The organism is Escherichia sp. MOD1-EC7003 (assembly GCF_002965065.1).
In the GTDB taxonomy this organism is placed as follows: domain Bacteria; phylum Pseudomonadota; class Gammaproteobacteria; order Enterobacterales; family Enterobacteriaceae; genus Escherichia.
Genome location: NZ_PTRE01000069.1, coordinates 1 through 24,267, shown reverse-complemented (window position 1 = coordinate 24,267; position 24,267 = coordinate 1). Strand labels below are relative to the sequence as shown.

26 protein-coding genes and 3 pseudogenes are annotated in these 24,267 nt (G+C 50.1%); 15 read left to right on the top strand and 14 right to left on the bottom strand.

Features of this window, described 5'->3' with window-relative positions:
* Nucleotides 1–34: 34 nt before the first annotated feature.
* The 4 genes from tyrS to anmK all read right to left on the bottom strand — a co-directional run bounded on the left by tyrS (nt 35) and on the right by anmK (nt 3,689).
* Nucleotides 35–1,309: a tyrosine--tRNA ligase gene (tyrS, locus tag A7090_RS13160; RefSeq protein ID WP_052909514.1), complete on the bottom strand. Its 1,275-nt coding sequence runs from the start codon at nt 1,307–1,309 to the stop codon at nt 35–37.
* 128 nt (nt 1,310–1,437) lie between these two features.
* Entirely contained in the window at nt 1,438–2,094 is a 657-nt protein-coding gene (gene pdxH, locus A7090_RS13155; protein ID WP_105274358.1) for a pyridoxamine 5'-phosphate oxidase, read from the bottom strand.
* A 58-nt stretch (nt 2,095–2,152) separates the two neighbouring features.
* A complete protein-coding gene (mliC, locus tag A7090_RS13150; protein ID WP_000061974.1) occupies nt 2,153–2,482 on the bottom strand; it encodes a C-type lysozyme inhibitor in 330 nt (109 codons plus the stop codon).
* Between the two features lie 97 nt (nt 2,483–2,579).
* Entirely contained in the window at nt 2,580–3,689 is a 1,110-nt protein-coding gene (gene anmK / locus A7090_RS13145) for an anhydro-N-acetylmuramic acid kinase (RefSeq protein WP_105274357.1), read from the bottom strand.
* Nucleotides 3,690–3,962: 273 nt separating this feature from the next.
* Here anmK and slyB point away from each other — a divergent pair, with 273 nt between their 5' ends.
* Nucleotides 3,963–4,430, top strand: a complete 468-nt coding sequence (gene slyB / locus A7090_RS13140) for an outer membrane lipoprotein SlyB (RefSeq protein ID WP_105274356.1) — start codon at nt 3,963–3,965, stop codon at nt 4,428–4,430.
* A 45-nt stretch (nt 4,431–4,475) separates the two neighbouring features.
* Here slyB and slyA read toward each other — a convergent pair whose 3' ends face one another.
* A complete protein-coding gene (gene slyA / locus A7090_RS13135; RefSeq protein ID WP_000445640.1) occupies nt 4,476–4,910 on the bottom strand; it encodes a transcriptional regulator SlyA in 435 nt (144 codons plus the stop codon).
* Nucleotides 4,911–5,109: 199 nt separating this feature from the next.
* Between slyA and A7090_RS13130 the strand changes: the two genes are divergently transcribed.
* The 3 genes from A7090_RS13130 to A7090_RS13120 are packed head-to-tail and all read left to right on the top strand — an operon-like array spanning nt 5,110 to nt 8,218.
* Entirely contained in the window at nt 5,110–5,346 is a 237-nt protein-coding gene (locus tag A7090_RS13130; protein ID WP_000670998.1) for a DUF1656 domain-containing protein, read from the top strand.
* 2 nt (nt 5,347–5,348) lie between these two features.
* Nucleotides 5,349–6,206 carry an efflux RND transporter periplasmic adaptor subunit gene (locus tag A7090_RS13125; RefSeq protein WP_105274355.1) on the top strand — a complete coding sequence of 286 codons (858 nt, stop codon included), beginning with the start codon at nt 5,349–5,351 and terminating at the stop codon, nt 6,204–6,206.
* Complete coding sequence (locus tag A7090_RS13120) at nt 6,206–8,218, top strand: FUSC family protein (protein WP_105274354.1); 2,013 nt, start codon at nt 6,206–6,208, stop codon at nt 8,216–8,218. The genes A7090_RS13125 and A7090_RS13120 overlap by 1 nt, the downstream gene beginning before the upstream one ends.
* Here A7090_RS13120 and sodC read toward each other — a convergent pair whose 3' ends face one another.
* The 3 genes from sodC to A7090_RS13105 form a co-directional block, all read right to left on the bottom strand.
* On the bottom strand, nt 8,219–8,740 hold the full coding sequence (gene sodC / locus A7090_RS13115) for a superoxide dismutase [Cu-Zn] SodC (protein WP_105274393.1): 522 nt from the start codon (nt 8,738–8,740) through the stop codon (nt 8,219–8,221).
* Nucleotides 8,741–8,820: 80 nt separating this feature from the next.
* A complete protein-coding gene (locus A7090_RS13110) occupies nt 8,821–9,717 on the bottom strand; it encodes an aldo/keto reductase (protein ID WP_105274353.1) in 897 nt (298 codons plus the stop codon).
* Between the two features lie 48 nt (nt 9,718–9,765).
* A complete protein-coding gene (locus A7090_RS13105) occupies nt 9,766–10,005 on the bottom strand; it encodes a DUF1289 domain-containing protein (RefSeq protein WP_105274392.1) in 240 nt (79 codons plus the stop codon).
* A gap of 101 nt (nt 10,006–10,106) precedes the next feature.
* Between A7090_RS13105 and nemR the strand changes: the two genes are divergently transcribed.
* From nemR to rnt, 4 genes are all read left to right on the top strand, one after another.
* A complete protein-coding gene (gene nemR, locus A7090_RS13100; RefSeq protein WP_105274352.1) occupies nt 10,107–10,706 on the top strand; it encodes a DNA-binding transcriptional regulator NemR in 600 nt (199 codons plus the stop codon).
* A gap of 36 nt (nt 10,707–10,742) precedes the next feature.
* Nucleotides 10,743–11,840, top strand: coding sequence for an N-ethylmaleimide reductase (nemA, locus tag A7090_RS13095; protein WP_105274351.1), 1,098 nt, complete (start codon nt 10,743–10,745; stop codon nt 11,838–11,840).
* An 80-nt stretch (nt 11,841–11,920) separates the two neighbouring features.
* Complete coding sequence (gloA, locus tag A7090_RS13090; RefSeq protein ID WP_105274350.1) at nt 11,921–12,328, top strand: lactoylglutathione lyase; 408 nt, start codon at nt 11,921–11,923, stop codon at nt 12,326–12,328.
* A gap of 102 nt (nt 12,329–12,430) precedes the next feature.
* On the top strand, nt 12,431–13,078 hold the full coding sequence (gene rnt, locus A7090_RS13085) for a ribonuclease T (RefSeq protein ID WP_105274349.1): 648 nt from the start codon (nt 12,431–12,433) through the stop codon (nt 13,076–13,078).
* A 264-nt stretch (nt 13,079–13,342) separates the two neighbouring features.
* Here rnt and grxD read toward each other — a convergent pair whose 3' ends face one another.
* Entirely contained in the window at nt 13,343–13,690 is a 348-nt protein-coding gene (gene grxD / locus A7090_RS13080; protein ID WP_000108172.1) for a monothiol glutaredoxin 4, read from the bottom strand.
* A 334-nt stretch (nt 13,691–14,024) separates the two neighbouring features.
* Here grxD and mepH point away from each other — a divergent pair, with 334 nt between their 5' ends.
* Together mepH and sodB are read left to right on the top strand one after the other, a co-directional pair.
* Nucleotides 14,025–14,852 carry a peptidoglycan DD-endopeptidase MepH gene (mepH, locus tag A7090_RS13075; protein WP_105274348.1) on the top strand — a complete coding sequence of 276 codons (828 nt, stop codon included), beginning with the start codon at nt 14,025–14,027 and terminating at the stop codon, nt 14,850–14,852.
* A gap of 127 nt (nt 14,853–14,979) precedes the next feature.
* Nucleotides 14,980–15,561 (top strand): superoxide dismutase [Fe], encoded by a 582-nt coding sequence (gene sodB / locus A7090_RS13070; RefSeq protein WP_105274347.1) that lies wholly within the window; start codon nt 14,980–14,982, stop codon nt 15,559–15,561.
* A 41-nt stretch (nt 15,562–15,602) separates the two neighbouring features.
* Here sodB and A7090_RS26570 read toward each other — a convergent pair.
* A pseudogene (locus A7090_RS26570) lies at nt 15,603–15,807 on the bottom strand (MFS transporter); the annotation flags it as partial.
* 137 nt (nt 15,808–15,944) lie between these two features.
* Nucleotides 15,945–16,034: a cytochrome bd-I accessory subunit CydH gene (gene cydH, locus A7090_RS13060; RefSeq protein WP_000102278.1), complete on the bottom strand. Its 90-nt coding sequence runs from the start codon at nt 16,032–16,034 to the stop codon at nt 15,945–15,947.
* Between the two features lie 298 nt (nt 16,035–16,332).
* On the opposite strand from cydH, the gene purR reads away from it, so the two are divergent.
* A complete protein-coding gene (purR, locus tag A7090_RS13050; RefSeq protein WP_000190982.1) occupies nt 16,333–17,358 on the top strand; it encodes an HTH-type transcriptional repressor PurR in 1,026 nt (341 codons plus the stop codon).
* Here the strand turns inward: purR and punR are convergent.
* A complete protein-coding gene (gene punR / locus A7090_RS13045) occupies nt 17,355–18,287 on the bottom strand; it encodes a DNA-binding transcriptional activator PunR (RefSeq protein ID WP_105274345.1) in 933 nt (310 codons plus the stop codon). The two genes, purR and punR, sit on opposite strands and share 4 nt — an antisense overlap.
* A 112-nt stretch (nt 18,288–18,399) precedes the next feature.
* Between punR and punC the strand changes: the two genes are divergently transcribed.
* Nucleotides 18,400–19,611 carry a purine nucleoside transporter PunC gene (gene punC / locus A7090_RS13040; RefSeq protein ID WP_105274344.1) on the top strand — a complete coding sequence of 404 codons (1,212 nt, stop codon included), beginning with the start codon at nt 18,400–18,402 and terminating at the stop codon, nt 19,609–19,611.
* 290 nt (nt 19,612–19,901) lie between these two features.
* Nucleotides 19,902–21,050 (top strand): cyclopropane fatty acyl phospholipid synthase, encoded by a 1,149-nt coding sequence (gene cfa, locus A7090_RS13035; RefSeq protein WP_105274343.1) that lies wholly within the window; start codon nt 19,902–19,904, stop codon nt 21,048–21,050.
* A gap of 39 nt (nt 21,051–21,089) precedes the next feature.
* Here cfa and ribE read toward each other — a convergent pair whose 3' ends face one another.
* The gene (gene ribE, locus A7090_RS13030) at nt 21,090–21,731 is read right to left on the bottom strand and encodes a riboflavin synthase (RefSeq protein WP_105274342.1); all 642 of its coding nucleotides are present in this window, start codon (nt 21,729–21,731) and stop codon (nt 21,090–21,092) included.
* A gap of 214 nt (nt 21,732–21,945) precedes the next feature.
* Between ribE and mdtK the strand changes: the two genes are divergently transcribed.
* The gene (gene mdtK, locus A7090_RS13025) at nt 21,946–23,319 is read left to right on the top strand and encodes a multidrug efflux MATE transporter MdtK (protein WP_105274341.1); all 1,374 of its coding nucleotides are present in this window, start codon (nt 21,946–21,948) and stop codon (nt 23,317–23,319) included.
* A 33-nt stretch (nt 23,320–23,352) separates the two neighbouring features.
* A pseudogene (locus A7090_RS13020) lies at nt 23,353–23,589 on the top strand (hypothetical protein); the annotation flags it as partial.
* A gap of 120 nt (nt 23,590–23,709) precedes the next feature.
* On the opposite strand, the pseudogene A7090_RS13015 reads toward A7090_RS13020, so the two are convergent.
* Nucleotides 23,710–24,267, bottom strand: a pseudogene (locus A7090_RS13015) (IS630 family transposase); the annotation flags it as partial.

Sequence of the window (24,267 nt, the reverse complement as noted above, 5' to 3'; positions counted from 1 at the left end):
AGTGATTTCTCACTCCCCCTTTGCACTTAATGCATTATTTCCAGCAAATCAGACAGTAATTCTTTTTGCCGCGACGCAGTAAGGTAAAACGACCAAACAGACGATCTTCTTCTTTAAAGAAGTATTCAGGATCGGACTGTTTTTCACCGTTAATGGTGATGGCATTGGAGGCGATAGTTTTACGCGCCTGGCCACGGGAAGGTTGCAGTTCAGAATCAACCAGCGCCTGCATCAGGTCAGCGCCCTTTTCCATCTCAACCATCGGTACGCCGTCCTGCGCCAGCTGTTCGAAGTCCGCTTCACTCAGCGCACTCAAGGAACCACTGAACAGGCATTCGGTAATACGTTTTGCCGCCAGCAAACCTTCCTCACCATGCACCAGACGTGTCACCTGTTCTGCCAGCACATACTGGGCGCGCGGTGCTTTACCGCTGTTTTTATCTTCTTCTTCCAGAGCATTGATCTCTTCAATACTCATAAAGGTAAAGAACTTCAGGAAGCGGTAAACGTCGGCATCCGCAGTGTTGATCCAGAACTGGTAGAATTTGTACGGGCTGGTTTTCTTCGGATCCAACCAGACAGCGCCGCCTTCAGTTTTACCAAATTTGGTGCCGTCTGCTTTGGTGATCAGCGGAACAGTCAGGCCAAACACCTGATTCTGATGCAGACGACGGGTCAGGTCGATACCAGAAGTGATGTTACCCCACTGGTCAGAACCACCGATTTGCAGCACCACACCGTACTGTTTGTTCAGACAGGCGAAGTCATAACCCTGCAACAGGTTGTAGGAAAACTCAGTGAACGAAATCCCCTGATCTTCACGGTTGAGACGCTGCTTAACCGCCTCTTTGTTGATCATCTGGTTAACGGAGAAGTGTTTGCCAATATCGCGCAGGAAGGTCAGCACATTCATATTGCCGAACCAGTCATAGTTGTTCGCCGCGATAGCAGAATTTTCTCCACAGTCGAAATCGAGGAACGGGGCAACCTGCTTGCGGATTTTGTCCACCCACTCCTGAACAGTTTCTTCGGTGTTCAGCTTACGCTCGGCAGCTTTGAAGCTCGGGTCGCCAATCAGCCCCGTCGCGCCGCCTACCAACGCAACCGGCTTGTGGCCCGCCTGCTGGAAGCGTTTCAGGCATAACAATGGAACAAGATGCCCCAAATGCAAGCTGTCAGCGGTAGGATCGAAGCCGCAATAGAGCGCGATCGGGCCTTGCGCCAGTCGCTCTGCTAACGCTTCTTCGTCCGTCACCTGGGCTACCAGCCCCCGCTCTTGCAATTGTTTAATCAAGTTACTGCTTGCCATCAAAATCTCCATGTATATAACGACTGCACCTTTGCCGGTACACGACTTTTCGCCAGATGCGAAAGAGACATAGAATAAAGTGCCGGAATCAGGAGTACCAGCGATTAAAGCAAGATTTTTGCATCTTTTCAGGGGGCGAGACGCTCAATCTTCCACGCATCGTTTTCACGCTGGTACAAAAAGCGGTCATGCAAACGATGCTCACCGCCCTGCCAGAACTCAACCTGTTCAAGGCTGACGCGAAAACCGCCCCAAAAACTCGGCAATGGCACTTCGCCCTGTTGAAACTTCTGTTTCAGTTCCAGGAATTTACTTTCAAGGATACCACGGGCAGAAATACGACTGGACTGCTTCGAAACCCATGCACCAATCTGGCTATCGCGTGGGCGACTATGAAAATATTTCATCACTTCGAGCGTCGAAAGTCGTTCCGCTTTACCGATCACCATCACCTGGCGCTCAAGGGTATGCCACGGAAATAGTAAGCTAACACGCGGATTATTTTCGATTTGATGTGCTTTACGGCTACCGAGGTTGGTGTAAAACACCATGCCTTTTTCGTCGTAATGTTTGAGTAAAACGATGCGCTGATAAGGCTGACCATGTTCATCCACGGTAGCGACCACCATCGCGGTAGGGTCAGCCAGCCTGGCTTCACAAGTCTGAGAGAGCCAACGCTCAAAAAGTGTTAATGGATCGGCGGGAAGATCGCGGCGGCGTAATCCACCTTTGGTATATTCACGGCGCAGATGTGCAATTTGCTGCAATTCGTCATTATCAGACATGGTTTTCTTTACGGATTGTCAGTGGGTGACGCTATTGTGCGCCGCCCCTGGAAAAATCTCAACGCTGTGGATTTTGTAACTGACAGTTATTCAAGACGATGCGGTCGCGTTTATAGACAGTCGCTTCCTCGCCTTTCGACCAGAAAACATAGATTCCGTCGGTGTAACGTGCACCAGACGCTGAAATGCCCTGTTTGAGATGCAGTAGTTGATTATCGTAAACAAAACTGACCTCCTGGCGCGGATTATTCAGTTTGACCGTCAACGGTTTTTCATCACACTGGTATTCCAGCGTATCGGTTTGCATGCGCTCAACCAGTTGATTAAACGCGCTACAGCCAGTGAGAAGTACCGGCAAACAGATCAGTAACAGTTTTTTCATAGACATATCCCGAAGACTTTCCTGGTCTGGAGGGCAATACGCCCTCCCTAACGATCCAAGTGTAACGGCAGACGCGGTAAGAAAAATTCAGTTAACTCTGATATCACCGGTTGGCAGGGAAAATAGCTCCCAGCACCGTCTCCTGGCTTGCGCCGGTGACGGACGGTAGATTTCCCGGTAAACCTGCCAGCGTCCGCCAGGCAAGCCAGGCGAAAGCCAATGCTTCCATGTCATCGCCACTAATGCCAGCGGCATCAGTGGTGGTGACTTCTGTGCCGGGCAGTAATGCCGCCAGACGCGCCATGAGCAGCGGATTACGACTACCGCCACCACATACCATCAATCGTTCGCCGCCACCACTTAACAAAACTTGTTCAGAAATGGTCACGGCAGTGAGTTCTGCCAGTGTGGCCTGCACATCTCGGGGATCCACCCCCGGAAAATGGCGCAAATGGCGCTCCAGCCAGCCGTAGTTAAAGTATTCGCGTCCGGTGCTTTTCGGCGCAGATTGCGAGAAATACGGGTCGCTGAGCATATTTTGCAGCAGTGGAAGAATAACTTTACCCGCCCGTGCCCACTCAGCATCTTTATCGTAAGGTTTACCGGCCTGACGCCAGATCCAGGCATCCATCAGCATGTTACCCGGACCGGTATCGTAGCCCCCTACCGGCTGCCCAGGAATGAGCAGTGACAAATTGGCGATGCCACCAATATTGAGCACCATTCGGCGCTCGGTTGGGTGAGCCAGCAGCGCATGATGGAACGCAGGTACCAGCGGTGCGCCTTGTCCTCCTAAGGCAATATCGCGACGGCGAAAATCTCCAACAACTGTAATTCCGGTGCGCGCTACAATCTGATTGTTATCGCCTATCTGTAAAGTGTGCGGCGCCACGCCCGTCGGTTCATGCCAGACAGTTTGACCATGACAACCAATAGCAACAATATCTCTTGCCTGTAGGTTTTGTTCCTCAAGCAAGGCATTGACCGCATCAGCAAAAAGTCGCCCGAGTTGAGTATCAAGCTGTCCAAACTGCGAAAGTGTTAGCTGCTGGCCCTGGCAAATATCCAGTACAGCCTGTTTTAGTGACACCGGGATCGGCCAGCTCAAACTTGCCAGCTGCGCGACCCGGTGCTCATCAATTGTTGCCAACACAACATCAACACCATCAAGGCTGGTGCCTGACATAACGCCAATAAAGCGGCCCGATTTCATAGTTCATCCTTTTTCAATCTGATGTTTGCGCTCCACTCAAACATAAACTTTTCGTGAATACCATGCGGAATGACCGATTTTTACCGTTGGTAGTAAAACATTATCTTAAAATCAATAATAATCATGAATGTTTTGTTTATAATTGGTTGATCCTACTTTCATTATGATTTGCTCATATTTGGTAGAACATGTAACCATGGATTCACATATGCCATATACTTTGACCATGAGGGATGCTTGCGTGGCGTTTCATGGTGAACAGGAGATTTTTCAATGATTAAACGCGTGTTGGTTGTTTCAATGGTAGGTCTGTCTCTTGTCGGTTGTGTTAATAACGACACTCTGTCAGGGGATGTTTATACCGCTTCTGAAGCGAAACAAGTACAGAATGTCAGCTATGGCACCATCGTTAACGTACGTCCGGTACAGATTCAGGGCGGTGATGATTCCAACGTTATCGGCGCAATTGGCGGTGCTGTTCTTGGTGGTTTCCTGGGGAATACTGTTGGTGGCGGGACCGGGCGTTCTCTGGCGACTGCCGCAGGCGCTGTCGCAGGTGGTGTAGCCGGTCAGGGCATACAGAGTGCAATGAACAAAACGCAGGGTGTCGAGCTCGAAATTCGTAAAGACGATGGCAACACCATCATGGTGGTACAGAAACAAGGCAACTCTCGTTTCTCTCCAGGACAACGTGTCGTACTGGCCAGCAACGGCAGCCAGGTGACCGTTTCCCCGCGCTAAAAAGTTTGCGAGTGGTCAGGTTACTGACCACTCGCCCCCTTCACTTCACCCTTTGGCCTGTAACTCAATGATATTATGCTCAAGTTTGGCGATGAGCTTAATCAGTTGTTCCAGTTCCTCTGCGGAGATGCCATGTAAAATTTCCGCGCGGGTTTTGTTAATAACAGCTTCCATTTCGCTGATCAGTGGCTCTGCCTTCTCCGTCAATTTAATACGTTTGGCCCGACGATCGCTTGCACACGTTTGACGCGAAATTAACCCTTTTTCTTCCAGTTGATCCAAAGTACGGACCAGTGATGGCTGCTCGATGCCAATCGCTTTTGCCAGTTGAATTTGCGACTGGTCTGGAGGTAACTGATGGATATTGTGCAACGTAACCCAATGGGTTTGTGTTAACTCCAGCGGTTTCAGGCGATGGTCTATCAGAGCACGCCATATGCGCACCAACCGTGCCAGATCAGAACCTAGTGGCGATTCCAATTTCATCTCCTTATAATTAGCTTGCTAAGATATTATGCGACTTTTAGAATAGTGTGCAGCAATTGTATTGCTAAAACAAATGTATTGCTGCATTTGGTTACCGTCAGACATATTTTTCAGCGATTGCGCGTAAATTTTTCGCACCTAAAGAGTATTTATTAATCTAACGCAATATATTCGGTCGTAAAGGATCTAATTTGTGAAGTTTATGCTCAATGCAACAGGATTGCCCTTACAAGATCTGGTGTTCGGTGCGTCCGTCTACTTTCCTCCGTTTTTCAAAGCCTTCGCGTTTGGATTCGTCATCTGGCTTGTTGTACACCGCCTGCTTCGTGGCTGGATTTACGCCGGTGACATCTGGCATCCCTTGTTAATGGATTTATCGCTGTTTGCGATTTGCGTTTGCCTTGCTCTGGCAATACTAATTGCGTGGTAACTATGTCAATAAAAACAATTAAGTATTTATCAACAATCATTGTAGCGGTCGTTGCGGTTCTTGCCGGATGGTGGCTATGGAATTATTACATGCAGTCTCCATGGACACGCGACGGGAAAATACGCGCAGAACAGGTTTCAGTCACGCCACAGGTGCCAGGACGTATTGTTGAGCTGAATATAAAAGACAACCAGTTGGTTAACGCGGGTGATCTTCTGCTTACGATCGATAAAACCCCCTTTCAGATCGCCGAGTTGAACGCACAGGCTCAGCTGGCTAAAGCGCAATCTGACCTTGCCAAAGCCAATAACGAAGCGAACCGTCGTCGTCATCTCTCACAAAATTTTATCTCTGCCGAAGAACTCGATACCGCGAACCTCAATGTTAAAGCGATGCAGGCCAGTGTTGATGCCGCACAGGCGACGCTTAAACAGGCGCAATGGCAACTGGCGCAAACGGAAATCCGCGCCCCGGTGAGTGGATGGATAACTAATCTCACGACCCGCATCGGCGACTACGCTGAGACCGGAAAACCGCTGTTTGCTCTTGTCGACAGCCACTCCTTTTACGTCATTGGTTATTTTGAAGAAACCAAATTGCGCCATATCCGCGAAGGAGCACCAGCACAAATTACCCTCTATAGCGACAACAAAAAGTTACAGGGTCACGTTTCCAGTATCGGTCGGGCGATTTATGATCAGAGCGTTGAAAGTGATTCCAGTCTGATTCCGGATGTGAAACCTAATGTCCCCTGGGTTCGCCTCGCCCAACGCGTTCCCGTCCGCTTTGCGCTGAATAACGTCCCAAGCGATGTCATGTTGGTGTCGGGCACCACCTGTAGCATTGCCGTAGGTCAATAATGAACGCATCGTCATGGTCCTTGCGCAACTTGCCCTGGTTCAGGGCCACGCTGGCGCAATGGCGTTATGCGTTACGCAATACCCTTGCCATGTGTCTGGCGCTGACGATTACCTATTATTTGAATCTGGATGAACCCTATTGGGCGATGACCTCGGCTGCAGTGGTTAGCTTTCCCACCGTTGGCGGTGTCATCAGCAAAAGCCTCGGACGTATTGCTGGCAGTTTACTGGGCGCCATCGCGGCATTGCTTCTTGCCGGACATACGCTCAATGAGCCGTGGTTTTTTCTATTGAGCATGTCGGCCTGGCTTGGTTTTTGTACCTGGGCCTGTGCGCACTTCACGAATAACGTCGCGTATGCATTTCAACTGGCGGGCTACACGGCTGCCATTATCGCCTTTCCGATGGTTAATATTACTGAAGCCAGCCAGCTGTGGGATATCGCTCAGGCGCGCGTTTGCGAGGTGATAGTCGGTATTTTGTGCGGCGGCATGATGATGATGATCCTGCCGAGCAGTTCCGATGCTACGGCCCTTTTAACCGCATTGAAAAACATGCACGCCCGATTACTGGAACATGCCAGTTTGCTCTGGCAGCCTGAAACAACCGATGCTATTCGCGCAGCACATGAAGGGGTGATTGGGCAGATACTGACTATGAATTTGCTGCGTATTCAGGCTTTCTGGAGCCACTATCGTTTTCGCCAGCAAAACGCGCGCCTTAATGCGCTGCTCCACCAGCAATTACGTATGACCAGCGTCATCTCCAGCCTGCGACGTATGTTGCTTAACTGGCCCTCACCGCCGGGTACTACACGAGAAATTCTCGAACAGTTGCTGACGGTGCTCACCCGTTCGCAAACAGATTTTTACACCGTCGCACGTATTATCGCCCCGCTACGCCCGTCCAACGACGCCGACTACCGACACGTCGCCTTCTGGCAGCGACTACGTTATTTTTGCCGCCTTTATCTGCAAAGTAGTCAGGAATTACATTGTCTGCAAAGCGGCGTAGATGATCATGCCAGATTCCCCCTGACTTCCGGCCTGGCACGTCATACCGATAACGCCGAAGCTATGTGGAGCGGGCTGCGTACATTTTGTACGTTGATGATGATTGGCGCATGGAGTATTGCCGCGCAATGGGATGCAGGTGCCAACGCATTAACGCTGGCAGCAATTGGCTGCGTAATCTACTCTGCCGTCGCGGCACCGTTTAAGTCGTTGTCGCTGCTGTTGCGCACGCTGGTATTACTTTCGCTATTTAGCTTTGTGATTAAGTTCGGTTTGATGGTACAGATTAGCGATCTGTGGCAATTTTTGCTGTTTCTCTTCCCCCTGCTGGCGACGATGCAGCTTCTTAAATTGCAGATGCCAAAACTTGCCGCATTGTGGGGACAACTGATTGTTTTTATGGGTTCGTTCATCGCTGTCACTAATCCCCCGGTGTATGATTTTGCTGATTTTCTTAACGATAATCTGGCAAAAATCGTTGGCGTAGCGTTGGCGTGGTTAGCGTTCGCCATTTTGCGTCCAGGGTCGGATGCTCGTAAAAGCCGTCGTCATATTCGCGCACTGCGCCGGGATTTTGTCGATCAGCTAAGCCGCCATCCAACACTGAGTGAAAGCGAATTTGAATCGCTCACTTATCATCACGTCAGTCAGTTGAGTAACAGCCAGGATGCGCTGGCTCGCCGTTGGTTATTACGCTGGGGGGTCGTGCTGCTGAACTGTTCTCATGTTGTCTGGCAATTACGCGACTGGGAATCGCGTTCCGATCCGTTATCGCGAGTACGGGATAACTGTATTTCACTGTTGCGGGGAGTGATGAGTGAGCGTGGCGTTCAGCAAAAATCACTGGCGGCCACACTTGAAGAATTACAGCGGATTTGCGACAGCCTTGCCCGTCATCATCAACCTGCCGCCCGTGAGCTGGCGGCAATTGTGTGGCGGCTGTACTGCTCGCTTTCGCAACTTGAGCAAGCACCGCCGCAAGGTACGCTGGCCTCTTAATTACTTAATCACACCACAGGCATAGCGTTCACCGCCACCGCCCAGCGGTTTAGGTTGATCAGACATATTATCGCCGCCAACGTGGACCATCAGCGCCTTGTCTTTGATTTCATCAAGTGATTTCAAGCGAGGTGCGATGACGGCATCAGTAGCTTTGCCGTCATTATTGACTACCAGCGCAGGCAGATCGCCTAAATGTCCGGCACCTTCAGGCCCTTCATGCTTACCGGTATTTTGTGGATCAAGATGCCCGCCTGCGGATTCTGCCGCAGTGGCTTTGCCATCTTTGGTGGCTGGCTGGCAACTTCCTTTGGCATGGATATGGAAGCCATGTTCACCGGGAGGTAATGCTTTCAGATCGGGCGAAAACGCCAGACCTTTATCGGTTTCAGTAATGGTGACGCGACCAATTGACTGCCCAACCCCTTGCGACGTGACGAGGTTCATCTCGACTTTTTCACTGGCAGCTTGTGCGCCGGTCGCAACAACCAACGCCAGAATGGCCAGACTAAAACGTTTCATAGGACCTCCGTTCATTGTGCATTCCTGAATAAGTGTAAACCAGTGACACATTTTTGAACGGCGGCTATTCCTAAAAGTGCTTACGGTACGTCGTAACCCAATGCCGCTTTCCGGATACGAAACCATTGTTGAGGAGTCATTTTCAGTGCTTCCGCTTCGACAGCTGCCCGCACGCGCTCAATTTTGCCGGAGCCGATTATTGGCAGCGGCTGCGACGGTAAACGTAATACCCAGGCGTAAACCACCTGTTCAATCGAGCCCGCGTTTAACTCCTCTGCCACTACAGCCAGTTCATCACGCAGCGGCTGGAAATAATCATCATTAAACAGACGACCACCACCAAGGCAGGACCACGCCATCGGACGAACACGCAGTTGTTGCAGTTGGTCGAGCGTGCCATCCAGCAGTAATGGCTGATGCACCGGGGATATTTCCACCTGATTAGTGGCAAGGATAAACGGCAGGCGTGATTGCAACAGGGCAAATTGCGCAGGCGTAAAGTTCGATACGCCAAAATAGCGCACTTTGCCGCTCTGATGCAGTTGTTTAAACGCGTCTGCTACTTCATCGGCATCCATTAACGGGTCGGGGCGATGAATTAACAGCAGATCCAGATGATCGGTCGCGAGATTAATCAGCGACTGTTCGGCGCTCTTAATGATGTGATCGCGGTCAGTGATGTAATGACCAATGACGTTTTCTTCACGCGCGGTCGTCGCGATACCGCATTTACTGACAATTTCCATCCGCTCACGCAGGTGAGGTGCCAGTTTCAACGCCTCACCAAACGCCGCTTCACACTGGTAGCCACCATAAATATCAGCATGGTCCACTGTGGTCACACCGAGATCCAGATGCTCTTCAATAAAACTGACCAGCTGGCGGGCAGACATATTCCAGTCCATCAGTCGCCAGTAGCCCATCACAAAACGGGAAAACTCCGGGCCTTGCGGCGCAATAGTAATACGCTGAACCATAATCACTTCCTCTTATCAGATATGAGAGGAGTATACGCAAGATTATGCTCAAAAGAGTGATGGCTGCTCTGGTTCGTCTGATGACGCTGGCTTATTTGCACGTAATTTGCGCATTAATCGTTGCCGACAAAGGCGTAGCACCTCTTGTTTTTCGCCATCGCTCATTTTATTCCAGTTAAAACGCTCATTCCGGCTACGAAAACAGCCGCGACAAAATCCGCGTTCATCAGACTGGCAAATTCCCCGGCACGGGCTCTGGACGGGAAAGAACTCTAATTGCTCTGCCACCTCGCCCCCTCCGATAAGATTATTACCATTATTGAAGCTGTTAATGTCCAAAGTAGCAACTTTGCTTGCGCTAGACCGACTGGTCTACTACACTCCAACACATGAACAAACACACCGAACATGATACTCGCGAACATCTCCTGGCGACGGGTGAGCAACTTTGTCTGCAACGTGGATTCACCGGGATGGGATTAAGCGAATTACTAAAAACCGCTGAAGTGCCGAAAGGGTCCTTCTATCACTACTTTCGCTCTAAAGAAGCGTTTGGCGTTGCCATGCTTGAGCGCCATTTCGCGGCATATCACCAGCGACTGGCAGAGTTGCTGCAATCCAGCGAAGGTAACTACCGCGACCGCATACTGGCTTATTACCAGCAGACGCTGAATCAGTTTTGCCAACATGGAACCATCAGTGGTTGCCTGACAGTAAAACTCTCTGCTGAAGTGTGCGATCTGTCAGAAGATATGCGCAATGCGATGGATAACGGTGCTCGCGGCGTGATCGCACTGCTCTCTCAGGCGCTGGAAAATGGCCGTGAGAACCATTGTTTAACCTTTTGTGGCGAACCGCTGCAACAGGCACAAGTGCTTTACGCACTGTGGCTGGGCGCGAATCTGCAGGCCAAAATTTCGCGCAGTTTCGAGCCACTGGAAAACGCGCTGGCCCATGTAAAAACCATTATTGCGACGCCTGCCGCTTAGCAGGCATTTTTTATCACCAGACGAACGGGAGCCTTTATGTCATCTGAAAAACTGTATTCCCCACTGAAAGTGGGCGCGATCACGGCGGCAAACCGTATTTTTATGGCACCGCTGACGCGTCTGCGCAGTATTGAACCGGGTGACATCCCTACCCCGTTGATGGCAGAGTACTATCGCCAACGTGCCAGTGCCGGTTTGATTATTAGCGAAGCCACACAAATTTCTGCCCAGGCAAAAGGATATGCAGGCGCGCCTGGCATCCATAGCCCGGAGCAAATTGCCGCATGGAAAAAAATCACCGCTGGCGTTCATGCTGAAAATGGTCATATGGCCGTGCAGCTGTGGCACACCGGGCGCATTTCTCACGCCAGCCTGCAACCTGGCGGTCAGGCACCGGTAGCGCCTTCTGCACTTAGCGCGGGAACACGCACTTCTCTGCGCGATGAAAATGGTCAGGCGATCCGCGTTGAAACCTCCATGCCACGTGCGCTTGAACTGGAAGAGATTCCGGGTATCGTCAACGATTTCCGTCAGGCCATTGCTAACGCTCGTGAAGCCGGGTTTGATCTGGTGGAGCTCCACTCCGCTCACGGTTATTTGCTGCATCAGTTTCTTTCGCCTTCATCGAACCATCGTACCGATCGGTACGGCGGCAGCGTGGAAAATCGCGCACGTCTGGTGCTGGAAGTGGTCGATGCCGGAATTGAAGAATGGGGTGCCGATCGCATTGGCATTCGCATTTCGCCAATCGGTACTTTCCAGAACACGGATAATGGCCCAAATGAAGAAGCCGATGCACTGTATCTAATTGAACAACTGGGTAAACGCGGCATTGCTTATCTGCATATGTCCGAACCGGATTGGGCGGGAGGTGAACCGTATACTGATGCATTCCGCGAAAAAGTACGCGCCCGTTTCCACGGTCCGATTATCGGCGCAGGTGCATACACGGTAGAAAAAGCCGAAACGCTGATAGGCAAAGGGTTAATTGATGCCGTGGCATTTGGTCGTGACTGGATTGCGAACCCGGATCTGGTTGCCCGTTTGCAGCGTAAAGCCGAGCTTAACCCACAGCATGCTGAAAGTTTTTATGGGGGCGGTGCGCAGGGCTATACTGATTACCCGACGCTGTAATCGAACATTGCGAGCGGCGCAAAGCCGCCGCTATACTAAAACAACATTCTGAATCTGTTAGCCATTTTGAGGATATAAAGATGCGTCTTCTTCATACCATGCTGCGCGTTGGCGATCTGCAACGCTCCATCGATTTTTATACCAAAGTACTGGGCATGAAACTGCTGCGTACCAGCGAAAACCCGGAATACAAATACTCACTGGCATTTGTTGGTTACGGCCCGGAAACCGAAGAAGCCGTGATTGAGCTGACCTACAACTGGGGCGTGGATAAATACGAACTCGGCACTGCTTATGGTCACATCGCGCTTAGCGTTGATAACGCCGCTGAAGCGTGCGAAAGAATCCGTCAAAACGGGGGTAACGTCACCCGTGAAGCGGGTCCGGTAAAAGGCGGCACTACGGTTATCGCGTTTGTGGAAGATCCGGACGGTTACAAAATTGAATTAATCGAAGAGAAAGACGCCGGTCGCGGTCTGGGCAACTAATCTCCTGCCGGGCGTGAAGTCATCGCGCCCGCATCTTTACTGCATCGACAAGTAATATTTGTCATAATGCACGCTGCAATTTATCCGTATTAAGAGAATCAGATGTCCGATAACGCTCAACTTACCGGTCTGTGCGACCGTTTTCGTGGTTTTTATCCTGTTGTGATCGATGTTGAAACAGCCGGATTTAACGCCAAAACCGATGCGCTGCTTGAGATTGCCGCCATCACCCTGAAAATGGATGAACAAGGCTGGCTGATGCCGGACACCACATTACATTTCCACGTCGAACCGTTTGTCGGCGCAAATTTGCAGCCAGAGGCCCTCGCCTTCAACGGCATTGACCCGAACGATCCCGATCGCGGCGCGGTCAGCGAATACGAGGCGCTGCACGAAATTTTTAAAGTTGTACGTAAAGGCATTAAAGCCAGCGACTGTAACCGCGCCATTATGGTGGCGCACAATGCCAATTTCGATCACAGCTTTATGATGGCTGCCGCAGAACGCGCCTCACTGAAACGTAATCCATTCCACCCTTTCGCCACTTTTGACACTGCTGCACTGGCCGGGCTGGCACTCGGACAAACCGTATTGTCAAAGGCTTGCCAGACCGCGGGGATGGACTTCGACAGCGCCCAGGCGCACTCCGCGCTGTACGACACCGAACGCACTGCTGTGCTGTTTTGTGAAATCGTCAACCGCTGGAAACGTCTGGGAGGCTGGCCGCTGCCTGCCGCCGAAGAGGTGTAATCAAGTCGATGCCTGATGTCATGCAATAGCTCAGGCATCTATACTCTAAATAATTCGAGTTGCAAAAAGGCGATAAGTGAGTGACTGGGGTGAACGAACGCATCCCGTTCAATCGCAAACCGCTGCACTAACAGCAGTGAATGATCCCCCCGTGCGACAACACGGCTACGTGAACCGGGATTTTCCAGTTCGCCACAGGAACTGGATGAGGACAGGAAAGCACTGACGGATGCCTGTTCGCCTCCGTCAGTATTTCAGGACGGATTATTCAGCGTCCGGCTCTTCAGACTTGTATTTAGCGGCAGTTTCTTTGATCAGCTGCTGCAGTTCGCCACGCTGATACATTTCGATCACGATATCACAACCGCCGACCAGCTCGCCATCAACCCACAGCTGCGGGAAGGTCGGCCAGTTAGCATATTTCGGCAGTTCCGCACGAATGTCCGGATTCTGCAGAATATCAACATAGGCAAAACGTTCGCCACATGCGGCAAGCGCCTGGACTGCCTGGGCAGAGAAACCGCAGCTCGGCAGTTTCGGTGAACCTTTCATGTACAGCAGGATCGGGTTTTCAGCAATCTGGCGTTGGATTTTTTCGATAGTGGTGCTCATTGTCTTGCTTCCTTAAACTTCTTTACGGCAGTAATCTGACATTGTAGCGGGTCAGTGCGGCATCGGAAAATAACATTTTCATCACGCTTTTGCTATTTTATCCCTTTACTCTATTTGTTGCATTTCAAATATTCGTTTCTTCCCTGACGCACGGCAGGCTGGCGTATTTGTGACCATTTTTAGCTTTCACTGCTGCATTTTTTTGCGCTCGCCGACGAAACGTATTCTTTAACAATAAAAGCTATTAACTTTCTCTTCTTCTATGCATTAGAATCATTAAGTTTTGTAAATCAGACGCAGGCATGATAGACCTGCCTTAACAGAGGGACGCTCAGTGGCGCGGATAAACCGTTTTTCGATCACGCTCTGTGCTTTGCTTTTTACTACCCTGCCTTTAACGCCTATGGCCCATGCTTCAAAGCAAGCCAGGGAGAGTTCTGCTACCACTCATATCACCAAAAAAGCAGATAAAAAGAAAAGCACGGCAACCACCAAAAAGACCCAGAAAGCCAGCCAGAAAACAGCGAAAAAAGCCGCCAGTAAAAGTACAACTAAAAGCAAAACCGCTTCTTCCGTTAAAAAATCTTCCAATACCGCTTCTAAAAACGCCAAAACTCGCAGCAAACAAGCCGTCAATAAAACAGCCTCAGCCAGCTTTACCGAGAAGTGTACCAAACGTAAGGGCTATAAATCGCATTGTGTGAAAGTCAAAAATGCCGCGTCAGGAACCCTTGCCGACGCACACAAAGCGAAGGTGCAAAAAGCCACGAAAGTGGCAATGAATAAACTAATGCAGCAAATTGGTAAGCCATATCGTTGGGGCGGCAGCTCACCGCGTACCGGTTTTGATTGCAGTGGCCTGGTTTATTACGCTTATAAAGATTTGGTGAAAATTCGTATTCCGCGTACGGCGAATGAAATGTATCACCTGCGCGATGCAGCGCCAATCGAACGTAGTGAACTGAAAAACGGCGACCTGGTCTTCTTCCGTACTCAGGGACGCGGTACAGCCGATCATGTCGGCGTGTATGTCGGCAACGGCAAATTTATTCAGTCACCGCGCACGGGTCAGGAAATTCAAATCACTTCTCTCAGTGAAGACTACTGGCAGCGCCACTATGTTGGTGCTCGTCGGGTAATGACGCCAAAAACACTTCGCTAAAACTTTACTCTGTTGTTACGGCAACAGGGTAAGTTCATCTTTTGTCTCACCTTTTAATTTGCTACCCTATCCATACGCACAATAAGGCTATTGTACGTATGCAAATTAATAATAAAGGAGAGTAGCAATGTCATTCGAATTACCTGCACTACCATATGCTAAAGATGCTCTGGCACCGCACATTTCTGCGGAAACCATCGAGTATCACTACGGCAAACATCATCAGACTTATGTTACTAACCTGAACAACCTGATCAAAGGTACTGCGTTTGAAGGTAAAACACTGGAAGAGATTATTCGCAGCTCTGAAGGTGGCGTATTCAACAACGCAGCTCAGGTCTGGAACCATACTTTCTACTGGAACTGCCTGGCACCGAACGCGGGTGGGGAACCGACCGGTGAACTGGCTGACGCCATCACGGCTTCTTTTGGCAGCTTTAACGATTTCAAAGCTCAATTTACTGATGCAGCGATCAAAAACTTTGGTTCTGGCTGGACCTGGCTGGTGAAAAACAGCGATGGCAAACTGGCTATCGTTTCAACCTCTAACGCGGGTACTCCGCTGACCACCGATGCAACGCCGCTGCTGACCGTTGATGTCTGGGAACACGCTTATTACATCGACTATCGCAACGCGCGTCCTGGTTATCTGGAGCACTTCTGGGCGCTGGTGAACTGGGAATTTGTCGCGAAAAATCTCGCTGCATAATTGAAGTAACGCAGAAGGTTAGCCTTCTGCGTTCTTTTTCGTCAATTGGTGGCAACACAAACTGCTTCAGGCTGTTTTTTGACCGACATAAACACCAGCAACAATGCCAGTCCCACGACAATCGTCCCTATCACCGACGCAAAATTGTAACCTAAACAGCCAAAAATCACTGCGCACCTGCCACTGCACCCAGTACATTTCTGAGGTTAAAGGCTCTGATGAAGACAGACCCGGTGCTTCGCTTGCTGCCACTCCCGAACTCAGGTCAAAAAATGCCCGCAATTAAGACTGGTCAGAATACGTGAAAGCATCAGCCTCATATTGCCATTTTGCTCACAAACAGGAAGGAGATGCGAGGGAGAACGCGCTCCCTCGAGAGGAAATTAGTGCAGCGCGGCAGTTAAACCCACGGCCACGATCAAACCGAGGACGATAATCGTTGTTACCAGTGAAAATTTAAGGTCGGTGCTCATCAAGTTTTCTCCTTTTTTATTACCACACAAAAAGTGATATTACGCATTTTTACACATTGTGATGAAAAAATCTCCCGTCATTTATAATGATAAATGTTTTTACCACTTCCCCTTTTGGTCAAGATCAGCCAAAATTCCACGCTTACACTATTTGCGTACTGGCCATTGACCCCTTCCTGACGCTCCGTGTCGTTTTTCCGGCGTACCGCAACACTTTTGTTGTGCGTAAGGTGTGTAAAGGCAAACGTTTACCTTGCGATTTTGCAGGAGCTGAAGTTAGGGTCTGGAGTGAAATGGAATGGCAACAATAAAAGATGTAGCGAAACGAGCAAACGTTTCCACTACAACTGTGTCACACGTGATCAACAAAACACGTTTCGTCGCTGAAGAAACGCGCAACGCCGTGTGGGCAGCGATCAAAGAATTACACTACTCCCCTAGCGCGGTGGCGCGTAGCCTGAAGGTTAACCACACCAAGTCTATCGGTTTGCTGGCGACCAGCAGCGAAGCGGCCTATTTTGCCGAGATCATTGAAGCGGTTGAAAAAAATTGCTTCCAGAAAGGTTACACCCTGATTCTGGGCAATGCGTGGAACAATCTTGAGAAACAGCGGGCTTATCTGTCGATGATGGCGCAAAAACGCGTCGATGGTCTGCTGGTGATGTGTTCTGAGTACCCAGAGCCGTTGCTGGCAATGCTGGAAGAGTATCGCCATATCCCAATGGTGGTGATGGACTGGGGTGAAGCAAAAGCTGACTTCACCGATGCGGTCATTGATAACGCGTTCGAAGGAGGCTACATGGCCGGGCGTTATCTGATAGAGCGCGGTCACCGCGAAATCGGCGTTATCCCCGGCCCGCTGGAACGTAACACTGGTGCAGGCCGCCTTGCCGGTTTTATGAAAGCGATGGAAGAAGCGATGATCAAGGTGCCGGAAAGCTGGATTGTGCAGGGTGACTTTGAACCTGAATCGGGTTATCGCGCCATGCAGCAAATCCTGTCGCAACCGCATCGCCCTACTGCCGTCTTCTGTGGTGGCGATATCATGGCAATGGGGGCACTTTGTGCTGCTGATGAAATGGGTCTGCGCGTCCCGCAGGATGTTTCGCTGATCGGTTATGATAACGTGCGCAACGCTCGCTACTTTACCCCGGCACTGACCACGATCCACCAGCCCAAAGATTCACTGGGCGAAACGGCGTTCAACATGCTGTTGGATCGTATCGTCAACAAACGCGAAGAACCACAGTCTATTGAAGTGCATCCGCGGTTGATTGAACGTCGCTCCGTGGCTGATGGCCCGTTCCGCGACTATCGTCGTTAATCATCTGCTGCGGGAGTCTCTTCCGGCTCCCGCAGCCACTCACTGTTCAGCGTCTCACTATCGCCGAGGTAGTCCAGTAACCAGGTTAACGCAGGCGACATATCATTTTGCTGCCAGGTCAGACAACATGCCGAATCCGGGAAGGGGTTTTCCAGTTCTAATGCGACCCACTTACCCTCGTTGAGCCACGGCTTAGCGAAATGCGTTGGCACCATCCCTATGCATAACCCAGCCGAGATACAGGTTGCCGATGATTCCCAGTCCGGTACGACAAGTCTTTTTTGGTTATCCAGCAACCAGGTAATACGTTTAGGTAGCGTTCGCGAGGTGTCTTCGCGCACCAACGACGGCCAGTTGCGCAACGTATCATCGCTGAACGGGCCATCCATCAACGCCAGTGGATGGTGGCTGGCAACAACGCAACTCCAGCCTAGCATCCCCATATCCCGAAAGGCATAACGACCGCCTACCGGAATCGCTCGTGTTGCGCCAATCGCCAGTTCCACGCGCCCATCGGAAAGCGCATCCCAGACACCGTTGAACACCTCCTGAAAAACAAGAAGTTCGACATCATCAAAATGGCGATAAAAATCAACGATCATCTGCCGTGTACGTTCTGGCCTGACAATATTATCCACTGCAATAGCTAACTGACCGCGCCAACCGTTCGCTATCTGCTGACATTGCTGGCGGGTGATCTGCATTTTTTTGACAACAGAGCGCCCTTCTTTGAGAAACCACGCCCCGGCAGCGGTCAGTTCCACATCCCGATGACGTCGTTCAAAGAGCGGCACCGCCAGCCACTCTTCCAGCTGACGCACGGTATAGCTGACCGCGGAAGGAACGCGATGCAACTCCTGAGCTGCGGCGCTAAAACTACCGTTACGCGCTACCGCATCAACAACCTCGAGAGAATATTCTGACCACATAGTCTGCCTGCAAAATTTTTGAAACCAGTCATCAAATATTACCGTTTCACAACACTAATTTCACTCCCTACACTTTGCGGCGGTGTTTACTTGAGAGATTTAGAGAATATACATGCAACCTGGGAAAAGATTTTTAGTCTGGCTGGCGGGTTTGAGCGTGCTCGGTTTTCTGGCAACCGATATGTATCTGCCTGCTTTCGCCGCCATACAGGCCGATCTGCAAACGCCTGCGTCTGCTGTCAGTGCCAGCCTTAGTCTGTTCCTTGCCGGTTTTGCCGCTGCCCAACTTCTGTGGGGGCCGCTCTCCGACCGTTATGGCCGTAAACCGGTGTTATTAATCGGCCTGACAATTTTTGCGTTAGGTTGTCTGGGGATGCTGTGGGTAGAAAATGCCGCCACGCTGCTGGTATTGCGTTTTGTCCAGGCTGTAGGTGTCTGCGCCGCAGCGGTTATCTGGCAAGCATTAGTGACGGATTATTACCCTTCCCAGAAAGTTAACCGTATTTTTGCGACCATCATGCCGCTGGTGGGTCTATCTCCGGCACTGGCACCTCTGCTAGGAAGCTGGCTGCTGGTCCATTTTTCCTGGCAGGCGATTTTCGCCACTCTTTTTGCCATTACCGTGGTGCTGATTCTGCCCATTTTCTGGCTTAAACCCACGACGAAGGCCCGTAACGATAGTCAGGATGGGCTGACTTTCACCGACCTGCTGCGTTCAAAAACCTATCGTGGCAACGTGTTGATTTACGCGGCCTGTTCTGCCAGTTTTTTTGCATGGCTGACCGGTTCACCGTTCATTCTTAGTGAAATGGGTTACAGTCCGGCAGTTATTGGTTTAAGTTATGTTCCGCAAACTATCGCGTTTCTGATTGGTGGTTATGGCTGTCGCGCCGCGCTGCAGAAATGGCAAGGCAAGCAGTTGTTACCGTGGTTGCTGGAGCTGTTTGCTGTCAGCGTCATTGCAACCTGGGCTGCGGGATTCATTAGCCATGTGTCGCTGGTCGAAATCCTGATCCCATTCTGTGTGATGGCAATTGCCAACGGTGCAATCTACCCGATTGTTGTCGCCCAGGCGCTGCGTCCCTTCCCACATGCAACCGGTCGCGCCGCAGCATTGCAGAACACACTGCAACTGGGTCTGTGCTTCCTCGCAAGTCTGGTCGTTTCCTGGCTTATTAGTATCAGCACACCATTGCTCACCACCACAAGTGTGATGTTATCAACTGTGGTGGTGGTCGCTCTGGGTTACATGATGCAACGTTGTGAAGAAGTTGACTGCCAGAATCATGGCAATGCCGAAGTCGCTCATAGCGAATCACTCTGATCTATATCGACATCGTTATGCTTAGGCTGCTAACAAAATTTTGTTGTATGATTGAAATTAGCGGCCTATACTGATTTTGAGTCGTTAAGACTACGATAAATATTATGTGTTTACGGGAACAGGATCGTTCCCGACCCACTATGGATGGTCATTTCGGCAAGGGTTCCTCCTTTCCCTCTGTTCTACGTCGGATTATAGACTCGCGGTTTTTTCTGCGAGATTCCTCACAAAGCCCAAAAAGCGTCTACGCTGTTTTAAGGTTCTGATCACCGACCAGTGATGGAGAAACTATGAGTTCATCGTGTATAGAAGAAGTCAGTGTACCGGATGACAACTGGTACCGTATCGCCAACGAATTGCTTAGCCGTGCCGGTATAGCCATTAACGGTCCTACTCCGGCAGATATTCGTGTGAAAAACCCCGATTTTTTTAAACGCGTACTGCAGGAAGGATCGTTGGGGTTAGGCGAAAGTTATATGGATGGCTGGTGGGAATGTGACCGACTGGATATGTTTTTTAGCAAAGTTTTACGCGCAGGTCTCGAGAATCAACTCCCCCATCATTTCAAAGACACGCTGCGTATTGCAGGTGCTCGTCTCTTCAATCTTCAGAGTAAAAAACGTGCCTGGATAGTCGGTAAAGAGCATTACGATTTGGGTAATGACTTGTTCAGCCGCATGCTTGATCCCTTCATGCAATATTCCTGCGCTTACTGGAAAGATGCCGATAATCTGGAATCAGCCCAGCAGGCGAAGCTCAAAATGATTTGTGAAAAATTGCAGTTAAAACCAGGGATGCGCGTACTGGATATTGGCTGCGGCTGGGGTGGACTGGCGCACTACATGGCGTCTCACTATGACGTAAGCGTGGTGGGCGTCACCATTTCTGCCGAACAGCAAAAAATGGCTCAGGAACGCTGTGAAGGCCTGGATGTCACCATTTTGCTGCAAGATTATCGTGACCTGAACGACCAGTTTGACCGCATTGTTTCTGTGGGGATGTTCGAGCACGTCGGCCCTAAAAATTACGATACCTATTTTGCGGTGGTGGATCGTAATTTAAAACCGGAAGGTATTTTCCTGCTCCATACTATCGGTTCGAAAAAAACCGATCTGAATGTTGATCCCTGGATTAATAAATATATTTTTCCGAACGGTTGCCTGCCCTCTGTACGCCAGATTGCCCAGTCCAGCGAACCCCACTTTGTGATGGAAGACTGGCATAACTTCGGTGCTGATTACGATACTACGTTGATGGCGTGGTATGAACGATTCCTCGCCGCATGGCCAGAAATTGCGGATAATTACAGTGAACGCTTTAAACGGATGTTTACCTATTATCTGAATGCCTGTGCAGGCGCTTTCCGCTCCCGTGATATTCAGCTCTGGCAGGTCGTTTTCTCACGCGGTGTCGAAAACGGCCTTCGAGTAGCCCGCTAAAGGCTATTCTATCGCCCCCACTCCGGGGGCGATTTCAGATCAGGCTTCTGCACCAGGTTGATTCATGGCATTTTCTCGTGCCGTCAGCACACGTTCTACCGTATCTACCACTGCCTGAGTTTGCGGATCGATTTCGATGTTGACGCGTGCGCCGAGTTTTTTCTTCCCAAGAGTGGTGCGCTCCAGTGTTTCCGGAATTAAATGGACGCAAAAACGCGTTGGCGTGACCTCGCCGACGGTCAGGCTAATACCGTCGATTCCAATAAATCCTTTGTACAGGATATATTTCATCAACTGACTATCCTGGACTTTAAACCAGATCTGGCGATTATTTTCCGAGGTTAATATTTTCGCCACTTCAGCAGTGGTCATAATATGACCGGACATTAAGTGTCCACCAATTTCATCGCTGAATTTCGCCGCACGCTCAACGTTTACCCAATCCCCCACTTTTAAATCGCCAAGGTTGGTAATGCGTAACGTTTCTTTCATCAGGTCAAAACTGACATGGTTGCCGTTAATCGCCGTCACGGTCAGGCAGCAACCGTTATGTGCCACGGACGCACCGGTTTCCAGGCCGTCCAGCATGTGGTCGGGTAACACCATCACATGCGTGCGAAAATTTGGTTTCTCGTCAATCGACACCAGTTTTGCGGTGCCTTGTACAATCCCCGTAAACATATTTACAACTCCTGAAATCAGTTAAGGCATTCTGTTCAGCACAATAGCAGGTGGAAAACGCCCTTACCAGTGAAGGGGTAAGAATGGCTATTTTTTCACTGGAGAATTAATAAATCCTCGCTACAATAGACTGAATTTCCCCTGTTTCTTCTTTTTGCTGCCCATTCAGGCGGCTTTTTAGTCTCTCGTATAACTACAAATAAAAGGTGTTCACGTGCAGAAGTATATCAGTGAAGCGCGTCTGTTATTAGCATTAGCAATCCCGGTGATTCTCGCGCAAATCGCCCAAACTGCGATGGGTTTTGTCGATACCGTGATGGCGGGCGGCTATAGCGCCACAGACATGGCGGCAGTAGCCATCGGTACATCTATCTGGCTTCCGGCTATTCTTTTTGGTCATGGACTGCTACTGGCATTAACGCCAGTTATCGCGCAATTGAACGGTTCCGGTCGACGTGAGCGCATTGCTCATCAGGTGCGACAAAGTTTCTGGCTGGCGGGTTTTGTTTCCGTACTTATTATGCTGGTGCTGTGGAATGCAGGTTACATTATCCGCTCCATGGAAAACATTGATCCGGCTCTGGCAGACAAAGCCGTGGGTTATCTGCGTGCGTTGCTGTGGGGCGCGCCAGGCTATCTTTTCTTCCAGGTTGCCCGTAACCAGTGTGAAGGTCTGGCAAAAACCAAGCCGGGTATGGTGATGGGCTTTATCGGCCTGCTGGTTAACATTCCGGTGAACTATATCTTTATTTATGGTCATTTCGGTATGCCAGAGCTCGGTGGTGTTGGTTGTGGCGTGGCTACTGCGGCGGTGTATTGGGTCATGTTCCTTGCCATGGTTTCTTACATTAAACGCGCCCGCTCCATGCGCGATATCCGTAACGAAAAAGGCACCGTGAAACCCGATCCTGCAGTTATGAAACGACTGATTCAACTCGGTTTGCCGATTGCGCTGGCGCTGTTCTTTGAAGTGACGCTGTTTGCAGTCGTAGCTCTGTTAGTGTCTCCGCTCGGTATTGTTGATGTGGCAGGTCACCAGATTGCCCTGAACTTCAGTTCGCTGATGTTCGTTCTTCCGATGTCGCTGGCGGCAGCAGTTACCATTCGTGTGGGTTATCGTCTGGGACAGGGCTCTACGCTGGATGCTCAAACGGCAGCCAGGACAGGACTGATGGTTGGCGTTTGTATGGCAACCCTGACGGCAATATTTACCGTATCGCTGCGGGAACAGATTGCCTTGCTGTATAACGACAATTCAGAGGTCGTGACACTGGCCGCGCATCTGATGTTGCTGGCGGCGGTGTATCAAATTTCTGACTCAATACAGGTGATCGGCAGCGGGATTTTGCGTGGCTATAAAGATACGCGTTCTATTTTCTATATCACCTTTACTGCGTATTGGGTGCTGGGTTTGCCAAGTGGTTATACCCTGGCATTGACCGATCTGGTGGTTGAGCCGATGGGACCGGCAGGCTTCTGGATAGGCTTTATTATCGGCCTGACTTCTGCCGCCATTATGATGATGCTGCGTATGCGTTTCCTGCAACGTTTGCCATCAGCTATCATTTTGCAACGAGCCGCACGCTAAAGCGGAAAAGGATTCTCACATGCAATAAGGATGCTGAACTCTATGCAGGCATTGCGATATGTGGGCGCTAAAGGGAAGCAGAAAGCCATAATTGTGTACTGGTCCAGTCTGGAGACGGGTAAGTATGGTGCTGACATAAAGAAAGTATCGTGGACTGAGTATAGGAATGACAAATATACAGGTTCTGGCATGGTTTTGCGTTATCTGATCCGCTTTGCGCTGGTTGACGTTGCCAGTGGCGAATGGTCAACCTATTCTCCGGTAAACTATTAATATATAACAACACCTGCTGCGGTCGGGACGGGTATTGGCACTGGCGTCGCGACTGCGGATGCAACGAAACTCCAGATTAAACAACCTTAAGCAAAAAACGTATGAAAGTGCGGTACAGCTGAAGTAGCGATTATTCCAGGCATGTTCGTTCATTAATTTCCACATTCGTTCTATCGGATTCAGGTTTGGACTGTACAGTGGGAGATAATGGAGCTGTATATTCACCACTTCTGCCCAGTCTTTTACTAACTGTGAACGGTGGTAACCTGCGCCATCCAGAATGACGTGGATTTTCTGGTTATAATCAGGATAAACCTTACGTATCTCATTGAAAAAACGGGATACATTGTACTCATTAATCGTTTTATATTCGCAGATTAACGGGTGTTCCGGGGCTTTCAGATCCAGCGCCCCCATGATATTCAGGCGTGTGCGGCTGCCTGTTGTTTTTACTGACTTTTTCTGGCCTTTGCGTATCCAGCCATAGCTGATTTTAGTGGCCTGAGTCGGATGGACTCCATCAATAAAGAGAATCGGTTCATCACCCACAGTTGTTTTCAGTTCCTTATAATATTCAATGAATTGCCTTTGTTTCTCTTCACTGAATTTATGGGGGACGCCTGACGGTTTTTTGTAGGTGAAGCCGTTACGATGCAGCCACTTGTTCATTCCCGG

Bases quoted from the DNA above. Each gene is read 5' to 3' on its own strand.
- punC (WP_105274344.1), top strand. From the start codon at position 18,400: ATGCAACCTGGGAAAAGATTTTTAGTCTGGCTGGCGGGTTTGAGCGTG.
- rnt (WP_105274349.1), top strand. From the start codon at position 12,431: ATGTCCGATAACGCTCAACTTACCGGTCTGTGCGACCGTTTTCGTGGT.
- cfa (WP_105274343.1), top strand. From the start codon at position 19,902: ATGAGTTCATCGTGTATAGAAGAAGTCAGTGTACCGGATGACAACTGG.
- tyrS (WP_052909514.1), bottom strand. From the start codon at position 1,309: ATGGCAAGCAGTAACTTGATTAAACAATTGCAAGAGCGGGGGCTGGTA.
- punR (WP_105274345.1), bottom strand. From the start codon at position 18,287: ATGTGGTCAGAATATTCTCTCGAGGTTGTTGATGCGGTAGCGCGTAAC.
- A7090_RS13110 (WP_105274353.1), bottom strand. From the start codon at position 9,717: ATGGTTCAGCGTATTACTATTGCGCCGCAAGGCCCGGAGTTTTCCCGT.
- grxD (WP_000108172.1), bottom strand. From the start codon at position 13,690: ATGAGCACCACTATCGAAAAAATCCAACGCCAGATTGCTGAAAACCCG.
- nemA (WP_105274351.1), top strand. From the start codon at position 10,743: ATGTCATCTGAAAAACTGTATTCCCCACTGAAAGTGGGCGCGATCACG.
- pdxH (WP_105274358.1), bottom strand. From the start codon at position 2,094: ATGTCTGATAATGACGAATTGCAGCAAATTGCACATCTGCGCCGTGAA.
- A7090_RS13120 (WP_105274354.1), top strand. From the start codon at position 6,206: ATGAACGCATCGTCATGGTCCTTGCGCAACTTGCCCTGGTTCAGGGCC.
- sodC (WP_105274393.1), bottom strand. From the start codon at position 8,740: ATGAAACGTTTTAGTCTGGCCATTCTGGCGTTGGTTGTTGCGACCGGC.
- ribE (WP_105274342.1), bottom strand. From the start codon at position 21,731: ATGTTTACGGGGATTGTACAAGGCACCGCAAAACTGGTGTCGATTGAC.
- sodB (WP_105274347.1), top strand. From the start codon at position 14,980: ATGTCATTCGAATTACCTGCACTACCATATGCTAAAGATGCTCTGGCA.
- A7090_RS13125 (WP_105274355.1), top strand. From the start codon at position 5,349: ATGTCAATAAAAACAATTAAGTATTTATCAACAATCATTGTAGCGGTC.
- anmK (WP_105274357.1), bottom strand. From the start codon at position 3,689: ATGAAATCGGGCCGCTTTATTGGCGTTATGTCAGGCACCAGCCTTGAT.
- nemR (WP_105274352.1), top strand. From the start codon at position 10,107: ATGAACAAACACACCGAACATGATACTCGCGAACATCTCCTGGCGACG.
- purR (WP_000190982.1), top strand. From the start codon at position 16,333: ATGGCAACAATAAAAGATGTAGCGAAACGAGCAAACGTTTCCACTACA.
- cydH (WP_000102278.1), bottom strand. From the start codon at position 16,034: ATGAGCACCGACCTTAAATTTTCACTGGTAACAACGATTATCGTCCTC.
- slyB (WP_105274356.1), top strand. From the start codon at position 3,963: ATGATTAAACGCGTGTTGGTTGTTTCAATGGTAGGTCTGTCTCTTGTC.
- mliC (WP_000061974.1), bottom strand. From the start codon at position 2,482: ATGTCTATGAAAAAACTGTTACTGATCTGTTTGCCGGTACTTCTCACT.
- gloA (WP_105274350.1), top strand. From the start codon at position 11,921: ATGCGTCTTCTTCATACCATGCTGCGCGTTGGCGATCTGCAACGCTCC.